The sequence below is a fragment of the Pelagibius sp. Alg239-R121 genome (assembly GCF_947331435.1).
Taxonomy (GTDB): domain Bacteria; phylum Pseudomonadota; class Alphaproteobacteria; order Kiloniellales; family Kiloniellaceae; genus Denitrobaculum.
Window position 1 is genome coordinate 37,979 of the sequence record NZ_CAMZOF010000010.1, and the last position, 21,144, is coordinate 59,122.

Annotated in this window: 19 protein-coding genes; 11 read left to right on the forward strand and 8 right to left on the reverse strand. The window is 57.4% G+C overall.

The genetic code is table 11. The features are described from left to right. The first annotated feature begins 46 nt into the window (after positions 1 to 46). The 3 genes from QMZ18_RS28265 to QMZ18_RS28275 are packed head-to-tail and all read left to right on the forward strand — an operon-like array spanning position 47 to position 3,497. Positions 47 to 1,024 carry a hypothetical protein gene (locus QMZ18_RS28265; protein WP_282609749.1) on the forward strand — a complete coding sequence of 326 codons (978 nt, stop codon included), beginning with the start codon at positions 47 to 49 and terminating at the stop codon, positions 1,022 to 1,024. 2 nt (positions 1,025 to 1,026) lie between these two features. After that, a complete protein-coding gene (locus QMZ18_RS28270) occupies positions 1,027 to 1,809 on the forward strand; it encodes a MinD/ParA family protein (protein WP_282609750.1) in 783 nt (260 codons plus the stop codon). Beyond that, complete coding sequence (locus QMZ18_RS28275; RefSeq protein ID WP_282609751.1) at positions 1,806 to 3,497, forward strand: hypothetical protein; 1,692 nt, start codon at positions 1,806 to 1,808, stop codon at positions 3,495 to 3,497. The genes QMZ18_RS28270 and QMZ18_RS28275 overlap by 4 nt, the downstream gene beginning before the upstream one ends. Before the next feature lie 81 nt (positions 3,498 to 3,578). Here the strand turns inward: QMZ18_RS28275 and rfbB are convergent, their stop codons facing one another. The 3 genes from rfbB to fliI all read right to left on the reverse strand — a co-directional run bounded on the left by rfbB (position 3,579) and on the right by fliI (position 6,811). Further along, complete coding sequence (gene rfbB / locus QMZ18_RS28280; RefSeq protein ID WP_282609752.1) at positions 3,579 to 4,679, reverse strand: dTDP-glucose 4,6-dehydratase; 1,101 nt, start codon at positions 4,677 to 4,679, stop codon at positions 3,579 to 3,581. A gap of 226 nt (positions 4,680 to 4,905) precedes the next feature. Then, complete coding sequence (gene fliJ / locus QMZ18_RS28285; protein ID WP_282609753.1) at positions 4,906 to 5,334, reverse strand: flagellar export protein FliJ; 429 nt, start codon at positions 5,332 to 5,334, stop codon at positions 4,906 to 4,908. 106 nt (positions 5,335 to 5,440) lie between these two features. After that, positions 5,441 to 6,811, reverse strand: a complete 1,371-nt coding sequence (gene fliI, locus QMZ18_RS28290) for a flagellar protein export ATPase FliI (RefSeq protein ID WP_322097366.1) — start codon at positions 6,809 to 6,811, stop codon at positions 5,441 to 5,443. A gap of 326 nt (positions 6,812 to 7,137) precedes the next feature. Here fliI and ctrA point away from each other — a divergent pair, with 326 nt between their 5' ends. From ctrA to QMZ18_RS28330, 8 genes are all read left to right on the forward strand, one after another. Next, on the forward strand, positions 7,138 to 7,875 hold the full coding sequence (gene ctrA, locus QMZ18_RS28295; protein WP_282609755.1) for a response regulator transcription factor CtrA: 738 nt from the start codon (positions 7,138 to 7,140) through the stop codon (positions 7,873 to 7,875). 356 nt (positions 7,876 to 8,231) lie between these two features. Continuing rightward, complete coding sequence (ccoN, locus tag QMZ18_RS28300) at positions 8,232 to 9,878, forward strand: cytochrome-c oxidase, cbb3-type subunit I (RefSeq protein ID WP_282609756.1); 1,647 nt, start codon at positions 8,232 to 8,234, stop codon at positions 9,876 to 9,878. A 4-nt stretch (positions 9,879 to 9,882) separates the two neighbouring features. Further along, positions 9,883 to 10,677 (forward strand): cytochrome-c oxidase, cbb3-type subunit II, encoded by a 795-nt coding sequence (ccoO, locus tag QMZ18_RS28305; RefSeq protein WP_282609757.1) that lies wholly within the window; start codon positions 9,883 to 9,885, stop codon positions 10,675 to 10,677. Continuing rightward, the gene (locus QMZ18_RS28310) at positions 10,674 to 10,844 is read left to right on the forward strand and encodes a cbb3-type cytochrome c oxidase subunit 3 (RefSeq protein ID WP_282609758.1); all 171 of its coding nucleotides are present in this window, start codon (positions 10,674 to 10,676) and stop codon (positions 10,842 to 10,844) included. The genes ccoO and QMZ18_RS28310 overlap by 4 nt, the downstream gene beginning before the upstream one ends. Beyond that, on the forward strand, positions 10,835 to 11,710 hold the full coding sequence (ccoP, locus tag QMZ18_RS28315; protein ID WP_282609759.1) for a cytochrome-c oxidase, cbb3-type subunit III: 876 nt from the start codon (positions 10,835 to 10,837) through the stop codon (positions 11,708 to 11,710). The genes QMZ18_RS28310 and ccoP overlap by 10 nt, the downstream gene beginning before the upstream one ends. A 2-nt stretch (positions 11,711 to 11,712) precedes the next feature. Next, positions 11,713 to 11,907 carry a hypothetical protein gene (locus QMZ18_RS28320; protein WP_282609760.1) on the forward strand — a complete coding sequence of 65 codons (195 nt, stop codon included), beginning with the start codon at positions 11,713 to 11,715 and terminating at the stop codon, positions 11,905 to 11,907. 45 nt (positions 11,908 to 11,952) lie between these two features. Then, the gene (locus QMZ18_RS28325; protein WP_282609761.1) at positions 11,953 to 12,738 is read left to right on the forward strand and encodes a DUF2189 domain-containing protein; all 786 of its coding nucleotides are present in this window, start codon (positions 11,953 to 11,955) and stop codon (positions 12,736 to 12,738) included. Positions 12,739 to 12,777: 39 nt separating this feature from the next. Further along, positions 12,778 to 14,997: a heavy metal translocating P-type ATPase gene (locus QMZ18_RS28330; RefSeq protein ID WP_282609762.1), complete on the forward strand. Its 2,220-nt coding sequence runs from the start codon at positions 12,778 to 12,780 to the stop codon at positions 14,995 to 14,997. Positions 14,998 to 15,173: 176 nt separating this feature from the next. Here QMZ18_RS28330 and QMZ18_RS28335 read toward each other — a convergent pair whose 3' ends face one another. The 5 genes from QMZ18_RS28335 to QMZ18_RS28355 form a co-directional block, all read right to left on the reverse strand. Continuing rightward, positions 15,174 to 16,013: a protein-glutamate O-methyltransferase CheR gene (locus QMZ18_RS28335; RefSeq protein WP_282609763.1), complete on the reverse strand. Its 840-nt coding sequence runs from the start codon at positions 16,011 to 16,013 to the stop codon at positions 15,174 to 15,176. Further along, a complete protein-coding gene (locus tag QMZ18_RS28340) occupies positions 16,010 to 17,155 on the reverse strand; it encodes a chemotaxis response regulator protein-glutamate methylesterase (RefSeq protein WP_322097368.1) in 1,146 nt (381 codons plus the stop codon). The genes QMZ18_RS28335 and QMZ18_RS28340 overlap by 4 nt, the downstream gene beginning before the upstream one ends. Positions 17,156 to 17,157: 2 nt before the next feature. After that, the gene (locus QMZ18_RS28345; protein ID WP_282609765.1) at positions 17,158 to 17,523 is read right to left on the reverse strand and encodes a PleD family two-component system response regulator; all 366 of its coding nucleotides are present in this window, start codon (positions 17,521 to 17,523) and stop codon (positions 17,158 to 17,160) included. Between the two features lie 76 nt (positions 17,524 to 17,599). Beyond that, positions 17,600 to 18,079 (reverse strand): chemotaxis protein CheW, encoded by a 480-nt coding sequence (locus QMZ18_RS28350; RefSeq protein WP_282609766.1) that lies wholly within the window; start codon positions 18,077 to 18,079, stop codon positions 17,600 to 17,602. Then, positions 18,076 to 20,874: a chemotaxis protein CheW gene (locus tag QMZ18_RS28355; protein WP_282609767.1), complete on the reverse strand. Its 2,799-nt coding sequence runs from the start codon at positions 20,872 to 20,874 to the stop codon at positions 18,076 to 18,078. The genes QMZ18_RS28350 and QMZ18_RS28355 overlap by 4 nt, the downstream gene beginning before the upstream one ends. Between the last annotated feature and the right edge of the window lie 270 nt (positions 20,875 to 21,144).

Consider the following 21,144-nt stretch of genomic DNA (forward strand, 5'->3'; position numbering starts at 1 on the left):
CACGGCGTGACTTTCGCGCCACTATCTGCAGGAGGCAATAGGTCCTATGCGACTTAGAAGCTTCACTGCCGATACCTTGCCCGACGCCATGCATCTGGTGCGTGAGACCCTTGGCCTGGACGCCGTCATTCTGTCCACCGAGGAGCTCGGCGACGAGCTGGGAGTCAAAATTACGGCTGGGCTGGACGACGATCTCGATGACGAGCTCGATCTCCAGGCTCCGGAGGAACTTGTCGAAGCAGTTGACGATATCGCCGAGGTTCTGGATTTTCACCAGGTCCCCGCGCCGCTCGCCAACCGCCTGATGAGTAACGCATCGGGACTGACCGCCGCGGACAATGTGATGGCCCTCGCCGGCGCCCTCGACGGGGCCTTCGACTTTGCACCACTTCCGACGGCCGCCAGCAAACGGCCGGTTATGATCATCGGCCCCAGTGGTGCGGGCAAAACAGCGACAGCGGCAAAGCTCTGCGCGCGGGTCCGACTTGCCGGGAGCGAAGCAAACATGATCACCATGGATGCCGAGAAGGCCGGCGGCATGTCTCAGGCTGAGACCTTTGCGGCAGCGCTGGAAGTCTCCCTGCAACGTGCCGACGAAAGCGGGCAGTTAAAAGACCTCGTCGCCAATGTGCCGGCGGGCCAGCTGACGGTCATCGATACGCCGGGCATCTCGCCCTACGACGAAGCCGCGCTGCAAAACCTCCGGGACACGGCCGAAACCATCGGTGCGCAAACCATTCTCGTGATGCCATCCGGCGGCGACTGTTACGAACAGGCTGAATCAGCTCTCGCCTTTCGCGACACGGGCACCCGCTACCTGATCATGACACGGCTGGATTCCAGCCGCCGTTACGGCGGATTGCTTTGTGCCGCACACGCTGGTCGCTTCAGCCTGATGGGAGTCGGAATCTCGGCGCAGATCGGTGCCGGGCTTGCACCGATCAATCCGGTTTCGCTGGCACGCCTGCTTCAACCTGCAAAAAATACACAAGAGCATCTGTCGCTCGTTTTGGGAACGCTTTGATAATGGAAGTTTCAAACGCTATGGCCGCCGACAGCAAATCGTCCGCGAACATCGTCGCGGTTGCATCAGGCAAAGGCGGTGTCGGCAAAACCTGGCTGTCGGTTTCGCTTTCACAGGCGTTGGCAAATTCGGGTCAGGCGACGATGCTGTTCGACGGCGACCTGGGCCTCGCAAACGTCGACATCCAACTCGACCTCGCGCCGGAACGTGACCTGGGCGGTGTCATCGCCGGGCGTTATGGCCTGGAAGCCGCAAAGGTGCGTTATGACGTGGGCGGCTTCGATGTCATCGCCGGGCGCTCAGGATCAGGTAATTTGGCAAATCTGCCCAGCAACCGGCTCGGCGGTTTGATCTCGGATCTGGTAACCCTCTCCTCGGATTACGGTCATGTCATTCTCGACCTGGGCGCGGGGATCGAGCGGACGGTCCGTCAGTTCGCTGCCCTCGCCGGGACCTGTCTGGTCGTGACGAATGACGAACCAACATCACTGACCGACGCCTATGCCTTCATCAAACTAACGAGACGGCAGTTTCCCGGCATGGATCTGCGGGTGGTTGTTAATATGGCCGAAAGCGTTCAGGAGGGTCAGCGTACCTACGGCACGATTCGCAAAGCCTGCGAATCCTTCCTGAAATTCACACCGCCGCTGGCCGGCATCATCCGCCGCGACAGCTCGGTAAAGGACAGTATCAGGCACCAGACTCCCTTGCTCACCCGGCACCCGAATTCAAAGGCGGCCGAGGACATCGAAGCCCTGGCAAGGCGCCTGACCAAGGGTCCATGAGCGGCGTCTCCGCCCCTCCTCCACCGCCTTTGCCATCCGCGGCATCAGCGTCCTCTCCGGCGGTTGCAGGACCCTCTGCGCCAGCAGCGGCGACGACGCCTGTTCCACAGGGCAGTCCATCTGTGCAGCCGGTGCTGGCTCCAATCGCCACCGCACCCGAAATTCTCGCTACTCTGCCCAAGGGTACCGTTCTATCGGGCTCGGTCCTTGCTGCCGAACAGAGTGCCGGTCTCCAGGTTCTGACCAAGTACGGCACGATCGAGCTGGATGCCAAGCTTGCCTTGGTGGCCGGTACCAAGGTTGCTCTTCAGCTCCGCGAAGGTGGCCAACTTCATCTCCAGATCATCAGGTCCGACGCAGCGGCAGCGCCACCTGAAGGCACGGCCAAGGCGCTCGCAGATGCTGCGATCCGGCTTCCAAACCAGGTCCTTACCGCGACGCTGGAATCAGCGGTTCTGGCGAATCTCTCTAAAGGTGAAGCAGGCGCTGCTTCCGGCGCAGCTCCAGTCGGGTTCAACGCTTCCAGCGGCAACTTGACGGGCGTGCATTCCCAGGGCCTCGGAACCGCCGCGCTTGCGCAATTACCACCGGCCTTGCGTCATCTCGCCGTCGGCACGCAGTTCCAGATCCAGATCACCGCGATCAACACAAACACTTCAACCAAAGCAGTTGGAGCTGGTCAGCAAGCTGTTGTGTCAGGCGGCCCATCCGTGCAACCGGCCGCAGCATCGCCCGCCCCGCCATCGACTTCTGGCTCACCTTCCCGTGCCGCGTCTGCATCTTCTGCCCCACAGGCGGCCTCGACCAGCGATCCGATCGTCGCAGGCAGCGTCGTTGCCTCCGCCGCCAAAGGCAAACCTGTGATCCAGACCAGCTTTGGCATCATATCTTTGAGCGAACCGCTGCAACTGCCTTTGGGCGCGCGGGTCCGCATTCATGTTCTCTCAAACAGTCTGCCGCAGTTCTTGCAGGGGGCGCTGCCCATGACAGATCCCATGGCACAGCGGCTGACCGACTTTTCGGCTGCCTGGCCAAGCCTGAACGACTTGGCGAAGCAAAACCAAGAAGGCCGCATCCCCAGCGCGTTGGCTTCCCAGATTATGCAGCGGGTCCCCACTGCCGGTCCGAATTTGAGCGCTAATATCCTCTTCCTGATGTCAGCGCTCAACGCAGGTCAGCTGAGCGGTTGGCTTGGACGCCCGGCTCTTGATCAAATGCAGCGCGACGGCCACGGAGATCTCGCGGCACGCCTCGACAACGAGTTGTCACAGGTCGGAAGGGTCGCGGAGATTAATACGGGCGAGTGGCGCACGCTCATTCTGCCGTTCCTGGATGACGGGCAGATACGCCAGCTGAGGCTGTTTATCCGGCGCCGGGACGAAGATGCAGAGGGAGACAGCGAGGCTCAGTCCAGCCCCGATGCGACACGTTTTCTCCTAGAGATCGAGCTATCCAAATTGGGAGATCTGCAACTGGACGGTCTCATCCGCTCAAAGCTTTTTGATTTAATCCTGCGGACCCGTCAGCCGTTTTCCCATGCGATGCGCGAAGAGATCATCAGGATCTTCAACGAGTCTAATCACAGCCTCGGCCTGGCCGGACAGATTCTCTTCGAAGCATCGGACCAATGGCGCTCAACGACTGAAGCAGACGCGGAACTTCAGGACCCGCCGAACCTGTTGATCTAGCGAGCAATCGTTCTTGAGGGATTCGCGCATTTCACAACTGCAGTGAAAAACGATCAGACGCTAGCAGCAGAAAAACGTTTCTTATCCGTTGGCAGCGCGTGCCAGTGAAACCTCGGGCACGGCAACTTTGCCAAGCCCCATGCGATGGCCGTCGTAACTGCCACCGAGGATCGGTTTCCAGAAGTCGGGGTTTTCCAGGTACCAGTCGATCGTCTGTTCAATCCCCGCATCGAATTCCATTTCCGGCTTCCAGCCAAGACACGTTTTTAGCTTGGTCGCGTCCAGCGCATAGCGGCGGTCATGACCCGGTCGGTCGGCCACGAAGGAAATCAGTTCCTCGTGCGGCGCGCCGCCGGTCAGCGGCTTACGACGATCCAAGGCAGCGCAGATTTTGCGTACGATATCCAAGTTAGACGCCAAGTTGTCGCCGGCCACATTGTAGGTTTCGCCAGTTTTGCCTGTCTCGAGAACAGACAGAACCGCCCGGCAATGATCTTCCACATGAAGCCAATCGCGTACGTTTTCGCCGTCGCCGTAGACCGGCAAGGGCTCTTCCCGCACCGCCTTTACGATCATCAAGGGAATCAGCTTCTCCGGAAACTGCATCGGTCCGTAATTGTTTGTGGCGACTGTAACAAGCGTCGGCAGGCCGTAGGTCGTATGATAGGCGCGTACCAGATGATCGGCAGCGGCCTTGCTGGCAGAATATGGCGAGTTCGGGCGATAGCGGCTGTTCTCGGTCGCCGCTTCACCTTCGATCGAACCGAACACTTCGTCGGTCGAGATCTGCAAGAACCGGAAGCTTCGACTTTCATTATCCGCAAGACCAGCCTGATAGTGAACCGCCGCATCCAGCAAGTTCTGCACGCCGACGACATTGGTCTGTACGAAGATCCCTGGATCATCGATCGAACGGTCGACGTGCGTTTCAGCCGCGAAGTTAATAATAGCCGAGGGTGCGTATTCACGCAGAAGGGTATCGACAATCTCTCGGCTTTCGATCCGCGCGTTGATGAAGTGATGCTCGGGATGCCGCAACAGATCATTCAGAACGAAGGGGCCGCCCGCGTAGGTAAGCGCATCCAGGTTCAATACGCGGTACCCAAGCTTGAGGGCGTGGCTGACGAAGTTGCCACCGATGAACCCGGCACCGCCGGTTACGAGTATGCAGCCCTTATCCATTTTCACCACCGTAGTCTGATCGACATTTTGGTCGATCCTTGGGAAAACCCCGCCTGTGTTTCACAATTGTGACTAATAAAGATCACCGAATGCTGAAGGCCCGAGATTTCATAGTGTGCATTTTATGAACGCTTCGATCTGTGCCTGCCTTCAGGACCGGCGTCTATGATCGAGCTCAATGTCCAAGACAAAACTCGACGCCTATAATCAGGTTCGGCGCTTACGGTTACGCTCGGCGCGCCGTCTTACGACGGCGGTAGAGGTTCAGCCCAACTTCATCGAGCGCCTGCTGTTCGCGCTTGACCTGTTTCGCCTGTTCGCGGCGCTGCTGATTGCTTTCCGCAGTCTGGTACTTCTTCAACTCCTGAAAGGCGCTGCGCACTTCCTCACGGGTTTCCTCGATCGAACCCTGCAGCGCCTGGATCGACTCCTCGACCCTTTGACGGCGCTGTTTGACCGCCGCGGCATAGTTGGGAAAGGCGGCAGATGCCTCCGGCGTGGTTCCTGCGATCACCTTTTCCGACTCGTAGGCCTGATCGATCATCGCCAGATCGTTTTGCAGCTTTTCGAGCAATCGCTCCATGTCGGCGAGTTTTTGACGCTTTTCGTCAAGCTCCCACTGATGCACCCGCACCAAACTGTGTAACGCTGTCACTTGTCCCCACACCCTCTTTGAATAGCATTCTTACAACAGGCACCCGTCAATCCGGCCTTCGTCCTTAAGCACCGGGGTCCTTAAGCACAGGGACGACGTCGCCCACTCATTGTTCCAATGCGGCCTGTGCCTCCGGCATCTGCCACGGTTCGTTCAGCAGGCGCGCGAGTTCGGCATAGCCGTCTCCCAATTGGAAGCGCTCCTTCTGCCCTTGCGAAAGAAAGGATTCGAGCAAGGGGTAATAGCCGAGCGCTTCGTCGGTCGCGGCATCGCTGCCCTGCTTGTAGGCGCCGATACGGATCAGTTCGGCCATGTCTTCATAGGTCGAAAGTAAGGTCCGTGCGCGTGTCACAAGCGCGCTCTCGGCATCGTTGTTACAGCCCGGCATGGTCCTGGAGATACTGCGTAGAATGTTGATCGCCGGATAGCGGTTGCGCTCGGCAATGCCACGCTCAAGCACGATGTGGCCATCCAGAATGCCGCGCACCGCGTCGGCTATCGGTTCGTTGTGGTCATCGCCTTCGACCAACACCGTAAAGAGACCTGTGATCGAACCTTGATCGACGCCCGGACCGGCACGTTCCAAAAGCTGCGGCAACTCGGCAAAGACCGACGGCGTGTAACCTTTACTGGCCGGCGGCTCTCCTGCGGCCAGACCGATTTCACGCATGGCCATGGCGAAACGCGTCACGGAATCCATCATGCAGAGCACATCTCTGCCCTGGTCGCGGAAATACTCCGCAACGGCAAGTGTCAGATAAGCCGCCTGCCGGCGCATCAAAGGCGGTTCGTCCGACGTCGCAACAATCACGACTGAGCGTGCGAGACCCTCTTCACCGAGATCATCTTCAAGCCACTCCTGAACCTCACGGCCGCGTTCTCCGATCAGGCCGATGACGTTGACGTCTGACTGCGTGTAGCGTGCCAGCATGGAGAGCAGCACGGACTTACCGACTCCCGAGCCCGCGAAGATCCCCATGCGCTGACCGAGGCAGCAGGTCAGGAAGGTGTTGATCGCACGAACCCCCAGGTCGAGCTTGCCCCCCACGCGATTGCGGTTGTGCGCAGGCGGCGGAGAAGCACGCAGACGATAGGATTCCAGTCCGCTGGCAAGCGGCCCTTTGCCGTCAATGGGTTCACCCATCGCATTAATGACCCGCCCCAACCAGGCGTGATGCGGCCGGATGACCGGGTCAGAGTCGGCGAGTTCGGCCTTACAGCCCAAACCAACGCCGTCGAGGGACCCGAACGGGAGAACCAGGGCCCTTTTGTCCCGAAAGCCGATGACCTCCGCCGGCACTCTTCTATTACCCCGGGCCACGAGGTTGCAGCGCGCGCCGATTGAAAGCACCCGGTCCAGGCCTGCGACTTCGACCAGCATGCCCAGGATGCCCGCCACGCGTCCATAGATCTGATAAGATGGAATTTGATCGATTTCAGAAATTAGGGACGAAGATAAATTGGGCACCGACACCATCCAAAATTCAAGGGCTTATAGCTAACCCCACAGACGGGAAAGATGTCCGATTACGCTTAATGTTTATTTAAAAAACGGGAGCCCGACTCTTTTTTGTCACCTCGAAACGGAAGCTGTTCGCCAAGCTCGATTTTTTTACAAATTCGACTTAACTCTGTTTTTATACGTGTTATCAATTCCTTACCAACGCGCGTTCATGTTTTCGTCACAGAAATTAGAAATTTGTTCGTACATAAGCGTCTTCGGGTAAGGAATTGTTAATAAAGCTTCCCCAAAATGGTTAACAGACTTAATCTTAACTAATCTTAACCATTTGGGTTGCAGCTATGAGAGTACTTCTGGTCGAGGACGATTCCGCCACAGCACAGGGCATCGAAATGATGCTGCGGTCCGAAGGCTACGTCTGTGATACCACCGATATGGGTGAAGACGGCCTCGAGATCGGCAAGATCTATGATTACGATATTATCATTCTCGACCTCATGCTGCCGGACATCGACGGCTATGAGGTTTTGCGGCGCTTAAGGGCCGCACGTGTCAGGACACCGATCCTTATCCTGTCCGGCCTGAACGGTCTTGACGACAAGATCAAGGGTCTGGGCGTCGGCGCTGACGACTACCTCACCAAACCCTTCGACAAGCGCGAGTTGATTGCCCGCATTCAGGCAATCGTACGGCGCTCGAAAGGACATTCAGATTCGATCATCCAGACTGGCAAGCTGACTGTGAACCTGGATACCCGGACCGTCGAGGTTGACAGCCAGCCGCTGCATCTCACCGGCAAGGAATACGGTATTCTGGAACTGCTGTCGCTGCGCAAGGGCACGACCCTGACCAAGGAGATGTTCCTGAATCATCTCTATGGCGGCATGGATGAGCCGGAACTCAAGATCATTGATGTCTTCGTCTGCAAGCTTCGCAAGAAGCTCTCCGCTGCCACCGGCGGTGCGAACTACATCGAAACAGTTTGGGGCCGCGGCTATGTGCTGCGCGATCCGGTCGGCAGCCAGGAAACCCAGCCTCAGGCCAACTCGGAACCGGAACAGCAAGCTGTTCCAGCGTAACGCCTGATCGTTCCAGGTCTTCGACCTTCACGCCCATCCGGGCGAATAGCGGCCCGCACCTTCCGGTGCGGGCCGTTTGCTATTCCGGCAAATTCCCTTACCAGCAACAGCAACGCTCCCTGCGGCCGACCGGCGTGCTATGATCGGCGTGTATTACTTCGGGAGCATCCCGCGAATCGCGATTGTGACCGTTGACATTAAAAGAAGTATTTTATATACCTCTTTTAATGTCAACGGAACGTACAGCCGATTTGGCGGCGTCCCTGCTTCGGAGGCGATGACGCGAAGCGCCTGAGATTTCTTGTTGGGCTGTTTCACGTCTTTGGGTTTTGGGTTCTGGTTTAGGACGACTGTAAATGGTTTCACAACTGACGCCCGGCGAACGGATCGCCGCCCTGATCACCCTCATCCTGCTTGCCGTGATCGGCCTCTTTATGGCAGCAGCCGGACGGGCCGATCCGCTCGGGGCACACGGCTTTGTCGTGCTGCTGTCGAGCACCGGGCTGATTTTCCTTCTGCTCTCCAAAAGCAACGGCACCCCACCCGACCCGGCGCGCCTGCTGCAATACTACGACGACCCCACGAAACTGGGTATCATCCTTTCCATGATCTGGGCCGTCTTCGGATTGTTCATCGGTGTCTGGGTTGCCAGCCTGCTTGCCTGGCCTGATCTGACTTTCGATGCCGCTTGGGCAAGCTTCGGCCGTTTGCGGCCCGTCCATACCACTTCGGTAATTTTCGGCTTCGGCGGTAACGCGCTGATCGCCACTTCGCTGCACGTCCTTCAACGCACTTCGCGCGCGCGCCTTCCGGAACAGTTCAGCCCCTGGTTCGTACTCCTGGGCTACAACCTCTTCTGCATACTCGCCGTCAGCGGTTACTTCCTGGGGGTCACGCAGTCCAAGGAGTATGCCGAGGCCGAGTGGTACGCCGATATCTGGCTGGTCATCGTCTGGGTCGTCTATTTCGGAATTTACATCCGCACCCTGGCGCGGCGTCAGGAACCGCACATCTACGTCGCCAACTGGTACTACATGGCGTTCATCCTGGTCGTCGCCATGCTGCACATCGTGAACAATCTGGCCATCCCGGTATCGATGGGCCACGCGAAGAGCTACTCGGCTTTCTCGGGTGTGCAGGATGCCATGACCCAGTGGTGGTACGGGCACAACGCCGTCGCTTTCTTCCTGACGGCCGGGTTCCTGGGCATGATGTATTACTATCTGCCGAAGCGGGCTGAACGGCCGATCTTCTCCTACCGGCTTTCCATCATCAGCTTCTGGGGCATTACCTTCATGTACATGTGGGCAGGCTCCCACCACCTGCACTACACGGCACTACCGCACTGGGTGCAGACTCTGGGCATGAGCTTCTCGATTGTACTTCTGGTGCCGTCCTGGGCTTCGGCCGGCAATGCGCTCGCAACACTGAATGGCGCCTGGCACAGGGTAAGAGACGACGCGACCCTGCGCTTCATGATGGTTGCAGCAGTCTTCTACGGTCTGACGACCTTCGAGGGATCCTTCATGGCAATCCGCCCGGTGAACTCCCTCTCCCACTACACGGACTGGACGATCGGCCATGTCCACGCGGGCGCACTCGGCTGGGTGGCGATGATCACCTTCGGGACCTTTTACTGCCTCGTGCCATGGATGTGGAAACAGGAACGTATCTATTCGCCAAAATTGGTGGAGTGGCACTTCTGGCTGGCACTTTCAGGCACCATTGTCTACGTCTTCGCAATGTGGAACTCCGGCATCATTCAGGGCCTGATGTGGCGGACCTACAACGAGAGCGGCACCCTCACCTACTCCTTCCTGGAGTCCCTGGTCGCAATGGAGCCCTACTACATCGCCAGGGCGTTCGGCGGCTTCCTGTTCCTCGCCGGCGCCGTCGTCGGTTCCTACAACATCTGGATGACCATCCGAATGGCGAGAGGCGTGCCGGCGACGCCCATGGACGATCTGCCGGTGTCACGGCTCGCACCGGAAGCGGGGGAGTAGAGAGATGTCGGAACTCCATCGTAAGCTCGAGCGCAGCGCCGTCGGATTTGTCGTTGCCATCATCTTCATGGCCAGCATCGGCGGCTTGGTGGAAATCGCACCTCTCTTCACGATCGACGAGACCGTCGAAGACGCCCCTGATATGCGTGTCTACACGCCCTTGGAACTCGCTGGCCGGAACATTTATATCCGTGAGGGCTGCTACGCCTGCCACTCGCAAATGATCCGAACCCTTCAGGACGAGGTCGAGCGTTATGGCCCCTACTCCCTGGCGGTCGAATCGCAATACGATCATCCGATGCTTTGGGGATCGAAGAGGACCGGTCCGGATCTCGCGCGCCTCGGCGGCAAGTATTCCGATGCCTGGCATGTCGCCCATTTGATCAACCCGCGCGACGTGGTGCCTGAATCAGTTATGCCGAAATACGGTTGGCTGCAGAGAAACGATTTGAGAATCGATGACCTCGGCGCACATCTCTCAGCCATGAAGGCGGTTGGTGTTCCCTACAGCGATGAAATGATCGCGAACGCCACCAACGATGCCTTTGGGCAAACCCTGCCGGACAGCGACTTCGCTGAAGGCGTGAGTGAGCGCTACGGCGAGGAAACCAATATCAGAGAGTTCGACGGCGACACCTCACGAGTGACCGAGATGGATGCGCTCGTTGCCTATCTTCAGATCCTAGGCCGCCTCACCGACGCCGCCTATCAGCAAGCCGCCGGGAACCAGTCAAGCCAGGATCAGCAAGCCCAGAGTCAGCAAGCCCAGAGTCAGCCGTTGGGGAGTACCGCCAAATGATTGCTGATCACGAAACCCTGGTCGCCATCGCAAAAAGCTGGGGGCTCTTCTACCTCATCGCGATGTCGATCGGCGTTCTGCTCTATGCCTTTTGGCCAAGGAACCGAAAGCGCTTTGAAAAAGCCAAGATGAGCATTCTCGAAAAGGACGACCGGCCATGGCACTAGAGGAACGCGATCCGGTCACAGGACGAATGACCACGGGCCATGAGTGGAACGGGATCAAAGAGCTCGACACGCCCGTTCCAAAAGTTGTGATTTTCTTTTTGTCGCTGGCCAGCCTGATCGCCGTCATTTACTGGGTCCTCCTGCCGGCATGGCCTTTGGGCACGACCTACACGAAGGGTATTCTCGGCGTAGACCAGCGTGCAACAGTCAAGCAGCGGCTGGAAGACGCGCAGGCCGAAAGATCCGCCTGGATGCAGCAGATCGAGCAAGGCGACGCCGAGAGCATCCGGGCCGACCCAAACCTGATGCGGATCGTGCGTGAATCGGGCCGCACACTCTTTGGCGACAATTGCGCGGTCTGCCATGGAATAGAGGGAACCGGAGGAAAAGGCTATCCGAGCCTCACAGACGAAGCATGGCTGTGGGGCGGCGATGCCGAGAGCATTGCGGAAACCCTACGTGTCGGTATCAATGCCGCGCACGATGAGACACGGGCGTCGCAGATGCTGGCGTTCGGCAAGGACGAGCTACTGACCCGCAGTGAAATCGGTGATCTGGTGAGTTACGTCCGCTCACTGGGTAAGCCCGGCGTAGATGACCGGTCTTCGGCAGAAGAAATCGCGCGTGGCGAAGAGGCCTTCATTGAGAACTGTGCTTCCTGTCACGGTGACAGTGCCGAAGGCGATATCGAGCAAGGCGCACCGAACCTGACCGACAACGAGTGGATTTACGGCGGCGACCGCCGGACACTCCACACCACGATCTACTCCGGTCGGCAGGGCCAGATGCCGAGTTGGCAAGGCCGGCTGTCGGACGCGGAGCGTCAAATTCTGACACTCTATATATTGTCGCTGCAGGAGAAGTAGAAATGAGCCGTTTCGCACTTCGCCTTCCAGGAAAGCGTATTGGACTCCTTGTCGCTGTCGTTGTCCTTACGGGTTTCGCCGCCGCCAACATCCATCTGGTCTATGTCGCGACGTCATCCCAGCCGGATTGCGCAGCACACTTTAAGACACCACAAGAAAACGGTGCGGGATTTCGCGCCGCAAAGTCGGCCTGTTGAAACTCTTTTTAGGTTCAATCCGTCGCCGTCGAGAGGATCCTTGATATGCCAGGTACCGATCTGACAGAACAACCGGCCCCCCTGCTGAAACACGATCGGGATAAGGGCCTCGCACCTGCCGATGCCATGCTTTGGCTGCGCAGCGGTTGGGCCGACCTTGTCGAGCAGCCAGGTGTCAGTATCATCTATGGCTGCGGTGTATTTATGCTGTCTGTCCTCACGATCGCCGGATTGTTTTTCCTGGCCATGGACTATCTGTTGCTCCCGGCGATGGCCGGCTTCATCGTCGTCGGTCCATTATTGGCACTTGGGCTCTATCAGAAAAGCCGGCTGCTCGAAGCCCGTCAAACGGTCGCCCTCTCCGAGATGGTTTTCGTCAAACCCCTGTCGGGCGCGCAAGTCCTGTTCACAGGCGTAATCCTCTGTGGACTGGTTCTGCTCTGGATGCGCGCCGCCGTCATCATCTATGCCTTGTTTTTCGGCCTGCATCCCTTTGCCGGTATCGATGAATTTATTCCGACCCTGTTCCTGACCTGGACGGGATGGGCGATGTTGTTTGTCGGCAGTTGTATCGGCGCCCTGTTCGCGGCCTTTTCCTTTGCAATCAGCACCTTCTCGATCCCCATGTTGCTCGATGAGAAGACCGACGCCTTTACCGCGATGGGTACCAGCATTTCCTTGGTCTGGAACAACCTGCCGGTGATGATCGCCTGGGGCTGCCTTGTGCTTGGCCTTACACTACTGGGTCTCGCAACGGCGATGATTGGTCTCATCGTGGTCTTTCCCCTCCTGGGGCACGCAACCTGGCACGCTTACAAAGCGATCCGTTAACTCGTTTCCTGAGAAACCGATGGCCGGGGCAGCACAGACATGACGTGTTGTGAGACACAGTTTTCCAAACCGGAAACTAACGCAATCAGCGCTGCGGAAGATCAATTTCTGGTCAGCCGGGATCTTGGTGAAGGTCTGCGCCAAACCGACCTTTCCGTGCCTGGGATTCACTGTGCCGGATGTATCGCCTCCATCGAGAAGATGTTCGCTGCGATGCCAGGTGTGGCTTCCGCCCGGGTGAATTTCTCGTTGAAGCGCGTGGCGGTCCAGTGGCGCCCCGCAGATAACGCAAAACCGGATCTGATCGCTGCCCTGAACAGGCTTGGTTACGACGCACATCTCTTTTCGCCAGAAACCGTCGAGGAGGATCCGGAATTCAAACGCCTGATCCGGGCTCTCGCGGTCTCGGGCTTCGCCGCCATGAACATCATGCTACTCTCAGTCTCGATCTGGTCGGGAGCCGAAGGAAGCACACGGCAGGCGTTTCACTGGTTGTCCGCAATCATCGCCGTACCGGCCGTTGCCTATGCGGGCCGCATATTCTTTGCTTCTGCCTGGTCGGCGCTGCGGCACGGACGAAGCAACATGGACGTGCCGATTTCCGTCGGCGTGATTCTTGCCATCGGTTTGAGCCTTTACGACACCCGGCAAGACGCGCCCCACGCCTATTTTGACGCCGCGACCTCGCTGCTGTTCTTTCTTTTGATTGGCCGCACGTTGGATCACGCCATGCGCCGTAAAGCCCGCTCAGCGGTTTCCGGCCTGATCAAGCTGATGCCCCGAGGCGCGACAGTCATCGGGCCCAATGAAATTCGATCCTACCGTCCACTCGAGACGATCGCGCCAGGGACAACAATTTTGGTCGCCGCTGGCGAACGCATTCCGCTCGATGGAATTGTTCTGTCAGGCAGGTCGGAGATCGATCGTTCCCTCGTCACAGGTGAAAGCGAGCCCGCCACCGTAGCCCCTGGGGCCGACCTCCAGGCGGGGGCGTTGAACCTGACCGGGGACTTGAAGATCAGAAGCACGAAAGACGCCGAAGGGTCCTTCGTTTCCGAGATGATCGCGTCAATGCTGACCGCAGAAAACGCAAGGGCCCGTTTCCGCAGCCTTGCCGAGCGCGCGACAGCCTATTATTCGCCGGTGGTTCACACCTTGGCCCTACTGGCCTTCATTGGTTGGTATTTCGCTTCGGGGGATCTGCACAGTTCGCTCACCATTGCGATCGCGGTCCTCATCATCACCTGCCCCTGCGCGCTTGGCCTCGCCGTTCCCATGGTACAGGTCGCTGCGGGACAGCGCCTTTTCAAACGAGGTATTTTGGTCAAGAACGGATCCGCATTGGAGCGCCTTGCCGGCGTAGACTCCGTGTTTTTCGACAAAACAGGAACCTTGACACGCGGGAGGCCGTCGCTGGTCGACACCCAGGTCCACGATTCTTCCGGGCTACCGGTTGCGGCGTCGATCGCCCGCCATTCAATTCATCCCTTCGCGAAGGCCATATCGAACGAACTCGCTGCTTCCGAGCCAGACTCGCCTGGGTTTGATTCTGTTGAAGAACATGCGGGCCTGGGATTGGAAGCCAGATCCGGCAGTACACTCTATCGCCTCGGCCGCCCAGATTGGGCGCTGTCGGATCAGGGAGCAGCACTGCCGATAAGCTCATCAAAGTCTCTGTCCGTGCTCGGTAAAAATGGGCAGTTGCTTGCCGCCTTTACGTTTTCTGACCGGCTGAGGGCTGATTGCGAACAAACAGTCAGGCATCTGGCCGGCCAACAGTTACAGGTTCGAGTTCTTTCCGGTGACAGGAAGGCGGTCGTCGAAAAATTGGCTGACGACCTTTCGATCGAGTGTTTTTCCGCGGAACTTCTACCCATCGAAAAGCTCGAACAAATTGAGCAAAACCGGGAGAACGGCCATCGGGTTCTGATGGTGGGTGACGGACTGAACGACGCACCGGCCCTTGCAGCAGCGAATGTATCGATTGTTCCGGCAACGGCAGCGGATGCGGGGCGCGACGGCGCAGATCTGGTATTTACCAGACAAAGCCTGCTTGCAGTGCCGCAAGCCATTGCGATCGCGAAGCGGGCAGTCACACTGATCAAGCAAAATTTCTGGCTCGCCGTGATCTACAACGCACTGGCCATTCCCTTTGCAATCGGTGGCTACGTCACTCCACTTATCGCAGCCGTTTCCATGTCGTTGTCGTCGGTCCTCGTGGTCGCGAACTCCTTCAGGTTCAATGATCGTTCCTGTTGAATTAAAGGGAAACGCGCGTCAGCACCTCTGCGGGTGACCGATCCGCCTAGAGCATGTTCCAATCATACGGGATGAAATTGATGGGGGAAAAGAGTCAGGGCCCCAGAAACTGGAGCCCATGACAACAAGAACGGCGCTAGGGTCTGGATAAGACCGGCACCCGATGACAGATGAGATCAGCCGGCAGCCTTGACTGCATGCTGTTCATTCGCGAGGCCATAAATACCACGCTGGCCCGGAATCAGCAGGAAGCGATCGGATATCCCCAGAACCGTTTCGGCGCCACCGAGATAAAGAAATCCGTCGTTCGCCAAAAGACCGGCCATCTGATCGAGAACCTGCGATTTTGTGGGCTGGTCGAAATAGATCAGCACGTTGCGGCAGAAGATCACGTCGAACTGCCCCATGCCCGCCATGCTTTCGAGCAGATTGAATTTCTTGAAGGTGACCATCTTGCGGATGTCATCGCTGATCTGCCAACGGTCTTCCATTTGGGTGAAGTACTTGACCAGCAGATTGATTGGCAGGCCGCGCTGCACCTCAAACTGGGAGTAAACCCCTTCCTTCGCCTTATCGAGAATCTCCTGGGAAATATCGGTTCCCACAATCTCGACACGCCAACCCGAAAGTTTGGCCTGAGCCTCCTTGAGCAGCATCGCAAGAGTGTAAGGTTCCTGACCGCTCGACGCGGCAGCGCACCAGATCCGAAGCGACTTTTTCGTCGCACGGTGCTCGAGCAAATAAGGGAGTACGACATCCCGGAACTGATCGAACGGCTTTTGATCCCGAAAGAAGAACGACTCATTGGTCGTCATGGCTTCGGTGATATCGACCAGAAGCTTCTCGTCGTTGGATTTCCGCACCTGTTGCGCCAGCTCATCGAATCCACTCAAGCCCCACTTGCGCGCAACCGGGTTCAACCGGCTTTCAAGCAGATAAGCTTTGTCTTCCGACAGTACCAACCCCGACCGTTTTTTCAGGAGTTGAGAGATGAGTTCGAAATCGTTCACGTTCATGCCGCCGACCTCATAACAAGCTTGAGCAACTGGGGACCAATCTCTTTAAGCGGCAGCACCGCGGAGCAAAGACCGTTGCTGGCAACCGCGCCAGGCATCCCCCAAACAACACTTGTTGCTTCGTCCTGAGCAATCACTGCGCCACCAGCCGCAGTCACTACTTCAGAGCCTCGTTGTCCATCAGACCCCATCCCCGTCAAAATAAGAACGAGAAGCCTGGGTCCATAAATTTCACTCAAACTTCTGAGCATCGGATCAACCGAAGGCCGGCAGAAGTTTTCTGGTGGTTCCTGTGTCAGACGAATGATTTTCTTGCCGCCACTGTCTTCGAGCACCATGTGGAAATCACCGGGCGCAACGTAGACCTGCCCTCCCACAATCGCTTCGCCGTCCGTCGCTTCGCTGCAAGTCATTCCGCTTACACGAGAAATATGTTCGGCCAGCAGCTTGGTAAAGGTCGCTGGCATATGTTGGGTTATCAGGATCGGCTGCGTGACTTGTCCAGCAATACTCTTGATCACTTCGAAAAGCGCCTGCGGGCCACCGGTCGAACTGCCAATCGCGATAATATCCGGAACCGTTGTCGGCATCGCCCGTAATGCAATCGGCTTCTTCGCCGCTGCGGGCTTGGCGACGACATTACCTGTCGACGCCCTAGCCGCGGGCGCTGCCGCCGATGCCGCAACCGGCGAACGGCCACGCGCTGCAAGACCGAGCGCCTTGACCTTTTCCGTCAGTTCCCGTTTGAAATCGCCGGCGGTAGAAATCGCGCCAGTCGAAGTCGGCTTGGGAATGTAATCCGCCGCACCGGCCTGCAAGGCCTGCATCGAGATTTCGGCGTTCTTCAACGTCAGGGTCGAAGCCATGATTACCTTGACGCCTGGATTGGCTTTGATAATCAGCGGCAACGCGGTCATGCCGTCCATAACAGGCATTTCGATGTCGAGAACAACCACGTCAACCTTTTGACGTTCCAATGTCGACAACGCGATCTTGCCGTTCTGAACAGAAGCAACGATTGATATTTCTGGGTCCGACTCCAACGCACGCGTCAGGAGCCCACGAATGACGGCCGAATCATCGACTATCATTACCCTGTAGGGACCCGTCGACGCGTCGGCTGAATCTTGCCCAACCGCCATGATCAAATCAAACCCACCTGGGTGAATTTTGATTCGATAATCTCACTATCAAACGGCTTCATAATGTACTCGTTGGCACCGGCTTGAATCGCCTTTTGAATGTGCGACATATCGTTTTCTGTCGTACAAAAGACAACAACCGGCTGCTCGACATCCTTCATTGCGCGAAGGTCGACGAGGAACTCAATGCCGCTTTTAACCGGCATATTCCAATCGAGCAGAACAGCGTCCGGCATGCTTTTTTCACATGCCTCGATGGCTTTCTGGCCATCTTCGGCTTCATCGATTGCAAAATTGAGACCCTCGAGAATTTTTCGGGCCACCATTCGAACGACCTTAGAGTCGTCGACGATCAGGCAGGACTTCATATTGAAACTCCGGATCGAGTTATAAACTCATGAAACGCAAACAATTCTTACTCTTGTTGCTCACGTCACTCTGATCTTACGCAGCCGCTTCGCGGCCATAGTCAAGAAGACGAGTCACGTCGAGCACCACCAAGAGTTTATCGTCCAAACGGTAAATGCCGTCTGAATACTCGCGAAACTTTTGATCGAGTGTCGGAGGATTTCTTTCGAAATTGCTGGTCTTGAGCTGCAGCACTTCACCAACCGAGTCGACCATCAGACTGTAAAGCTCACTGTCATGTTCAACGACGATGCTCATCCCCTCGTCTCCTTCGTCGCGGCCGCTCAAGCCAAGACGAAGCCGGACATCGATAGCCGTAACGATGCGGCCACGCAGATTGAGCGAACCAGCAATCTCTGGCGGTGCCAATGGAATTGGCGTAATCCGCTGCGGGCTGAGGACATCCTGAACCTTCAGCACAGGTACGCCGAACAACTGTCCCGCAATGACGAAAGTGATGTACTCGTCGGTCTGGCCCCCAGAACCTGACGTGGAATTTTCCATTTGGTCGCTCATGCGGCACCTCTTACTTCGGCTAGGGTGTCTTGAAGGGTGTGAAGCAGCGCGTCACGGTCGTTCTTAGACACATAGTCTGAGAAACCCACCTCGCGGCCCCGCGCCATGTCGTTGGGAGAAGCAAAGGACGACAGAGCGACCATCGGAACATTCGACCAACGGCCGTTGTTGCCTTTGACGGCTTCGGCAAATTCGAAGCCGCTCATACCAGGCATCTCGATATCCGACACAATCACGTCGAACTGCTTCCCGGCGTCGCAAAGCTCCAGGGCGTCTGCAGCGCTCTCGACCGTGGTGACCTCGTAGCCGGCGACCGAAAGCAACGGCGCCAGGAGGTTGCGGAAGAAAGGACTATCGTCGACGACGAGGACTTTTGAGCTGCCCGCGACCGTATCGCCGTCAACGCGGTCACCACCGGCAAACCAATCGGAGAAGGCCTGCTGCAGGTAGAAGCTGGCATCGATGATGTCAGTTGCCTTGTCGTCGATGATGGCACTGCCGATGCAGCCCTCTTTCTCGGTGCCCAGCTCGATGTTCATCCGATCTTCGACAATATCGACAATCTCATCGACAACGAGGCCCATCGTCCGATCCCGGTCGTTGAAGACCAGAACAGGCTGGCGGCCCTCGGTTTTCAGCTCTTCGGCACCGTCCATCTGCACCAGCGGCATCAAAGCACCGCGATACTGTACGACGCGCTGTCCGCCGGAATTTTCTACGCTCGCAAGGTCGATTTCCTCAAGCCGCGCAACAAGGCCGAGAGGCACCGCCTTGGGAGCAGCGTCCGCGGCGCGGAAGACCAGCATGGCGACCGTCTCGTCGTTGTGGCCGACATGACGTTCTGCAGCGCCTTCAGCAGCGTTGCCCGAAACGGTAATCTCACCGGTTGCGGCGGCAATGCCATTGGGATCAAGGATCATAACAACGGCCCCGTCTCCAAGAATTGTGTTGCCTGAGAAAAGCTGGATGTTTCGCAGGATCGGTGCGACCGGCTTTACAACGATTTCCTCGGTGTCGAACACGCGATCGACGATAATGCCGAAGCTATAGGTGCCGACCTGCGCAACAACGATGAAGTTGTCGTTTTTGATCGCTCCGCTGGATGCAGTCGTGTTGTCTTCACCGTCGCCTTCTCCCTCTTCAACCTCTGCTTCCAAGGGGGGCAGGCGCAAAAGTTCGCGCAGATTGACGAGCGGTAAAAGACGATTGCGGAGGCGCAGGACCGGAGTGTCGTTGATCCGTTCGATCGAATGCTCCGAATTTCCTGAGGCCCGGACCAGCTCAACTACGGAAAGCTGCGGAATAGCAAAACGCTCGCGGCCGCAGGCCACAATCAATGCGGAAACGATCGCCAGGGTCAGCGGGATCTTAATAGTAAAGGTCGTGCCCTTGCCTTCGACTGAGTTGAGTTCGACCGTACCGCCGATCTTTTCGATGTTTGTCCGCACGACATCCATACCGACACCACGGCCAGAAACTGACGTCACGGCAGCGGCGGTCGAGAAACCGGCCTTGAAGATAAACTGCTGGATCTGCTGCTCGCTCATGGATTCCAGCTCGGCCTCAGTAGCAAGTCCGTTGCTGAGAACCTTTTCTTTGATCTTGGAGCTCGCAAGGCCGCGGCCGTCATCGACGATTTCGATGATGATATGGCCACCTTCATGATAGGCGTTCAGCAGCACTTTACCGGTTTCGGGCTTACCAACCTTGATCCGGTCGTTAGGCATTTCGAGGCCATGGTCGGCAGAGTTCCGAACCATGTGAGTCAACGGGTCCTTGATGAGTTCGAGAACCTGGCGGTCGAGTTCAGTCTCGGCGCCCTTCATGACCAGGTCGATTTTCTTGTCGAGTTCAAGCGACAGATCGCGAATGATACGAGGCAGCTTGGCCCAGGCATTACCGATTGGCTGCATACGGGTCTTCATGACCCCTTCCTGCAGCTCGGAAACCACATGATTCAGTCTTTGTAGAGGGGCGGCGAATTCACTGTCCTTCTGACCTCGCAGGATCTGCAGGGTCTGGTTCCGGGTAAGGACCAGCTCCGAAACCATCGTCATCAGGTTTTCAAGCAGGTCGACGTTGACTCGGATGGACTGGTTTGCAACCGAAGATTCCTTCGCAACTTCCTGAGCTGCAGCCGGTTTCTTGGCTGCAGGTGCGGCAGCTGGTGCAGGCGCTGCTTCAGGCTCGGGAGCTGCTGGGGCTTCAGCAACCGGTTCGGCAGCGGCTTCAGCGGCAGGTTCTGCAGTGTCGGTGGCGGCGACTTCAGGCTCGGCGGCAGGCTCAGCTTCCGGCTCGCCGGCAGGCACCATATCGGACGCCAGAGTGGGAACGAACTCTTCCTCGGGCTCCTCGTCTGCTGCGGGTGCGTCCGCTTCGGGAGCCGGCGCCGCAGCAGCAGGAGCCGCATCGCCCAGCTTACCTTCGGCCGCCTCGTTCAGACGCCCGATCAACTCGCTGTCGTCGCCTTCAGGCTCGACTTCCGTTGCCTCGAGCGTGTTCAGAATTTCGCGGATCTGATCAAGGCATTCCAAAATCAATGAAACAATGGGGCCGGTTACGACCAGTTCACCGTCGCGAACCTTACTGAGAATATTTTCACCGGCATGCGCGACCGATTCCAATCGCGGCAATCCAAGAAACCCGCAGGTTCCCTTGATCGTGTGCATAAGCCGGAAGATATTTCCCAACAATACTTCGTCGTTTGGATTCTGTTCGAGCTTTACAATCTCGAGATCCAAAGTCGCGAGCCCTTCGTTGGTCTCGGTCAGAAATTCACTCAACAGGTCGTCCATGACCGCTGCCCCATAATAGTGTATTAACTCTGAACGGCAGGCACCACAGGTGTTAACCAAGCCTCCGCTTCAGGCATTAGAGTGCCAAACAGAACTTAATAAGCCCTTACCCCATCAAAAGCCTTACCCTGGGTAGGTAAGTATTTGTAAATCGGGCGATAATTCTCCCTTTGATTGTTGTGTCCAACTAACAGGCGAGAAGATGAACTGGGCGCATAAGGTCTGCTGTGCATGATAAGACAGGAAACCGTCCCCTGCGGCAGGCCCCGA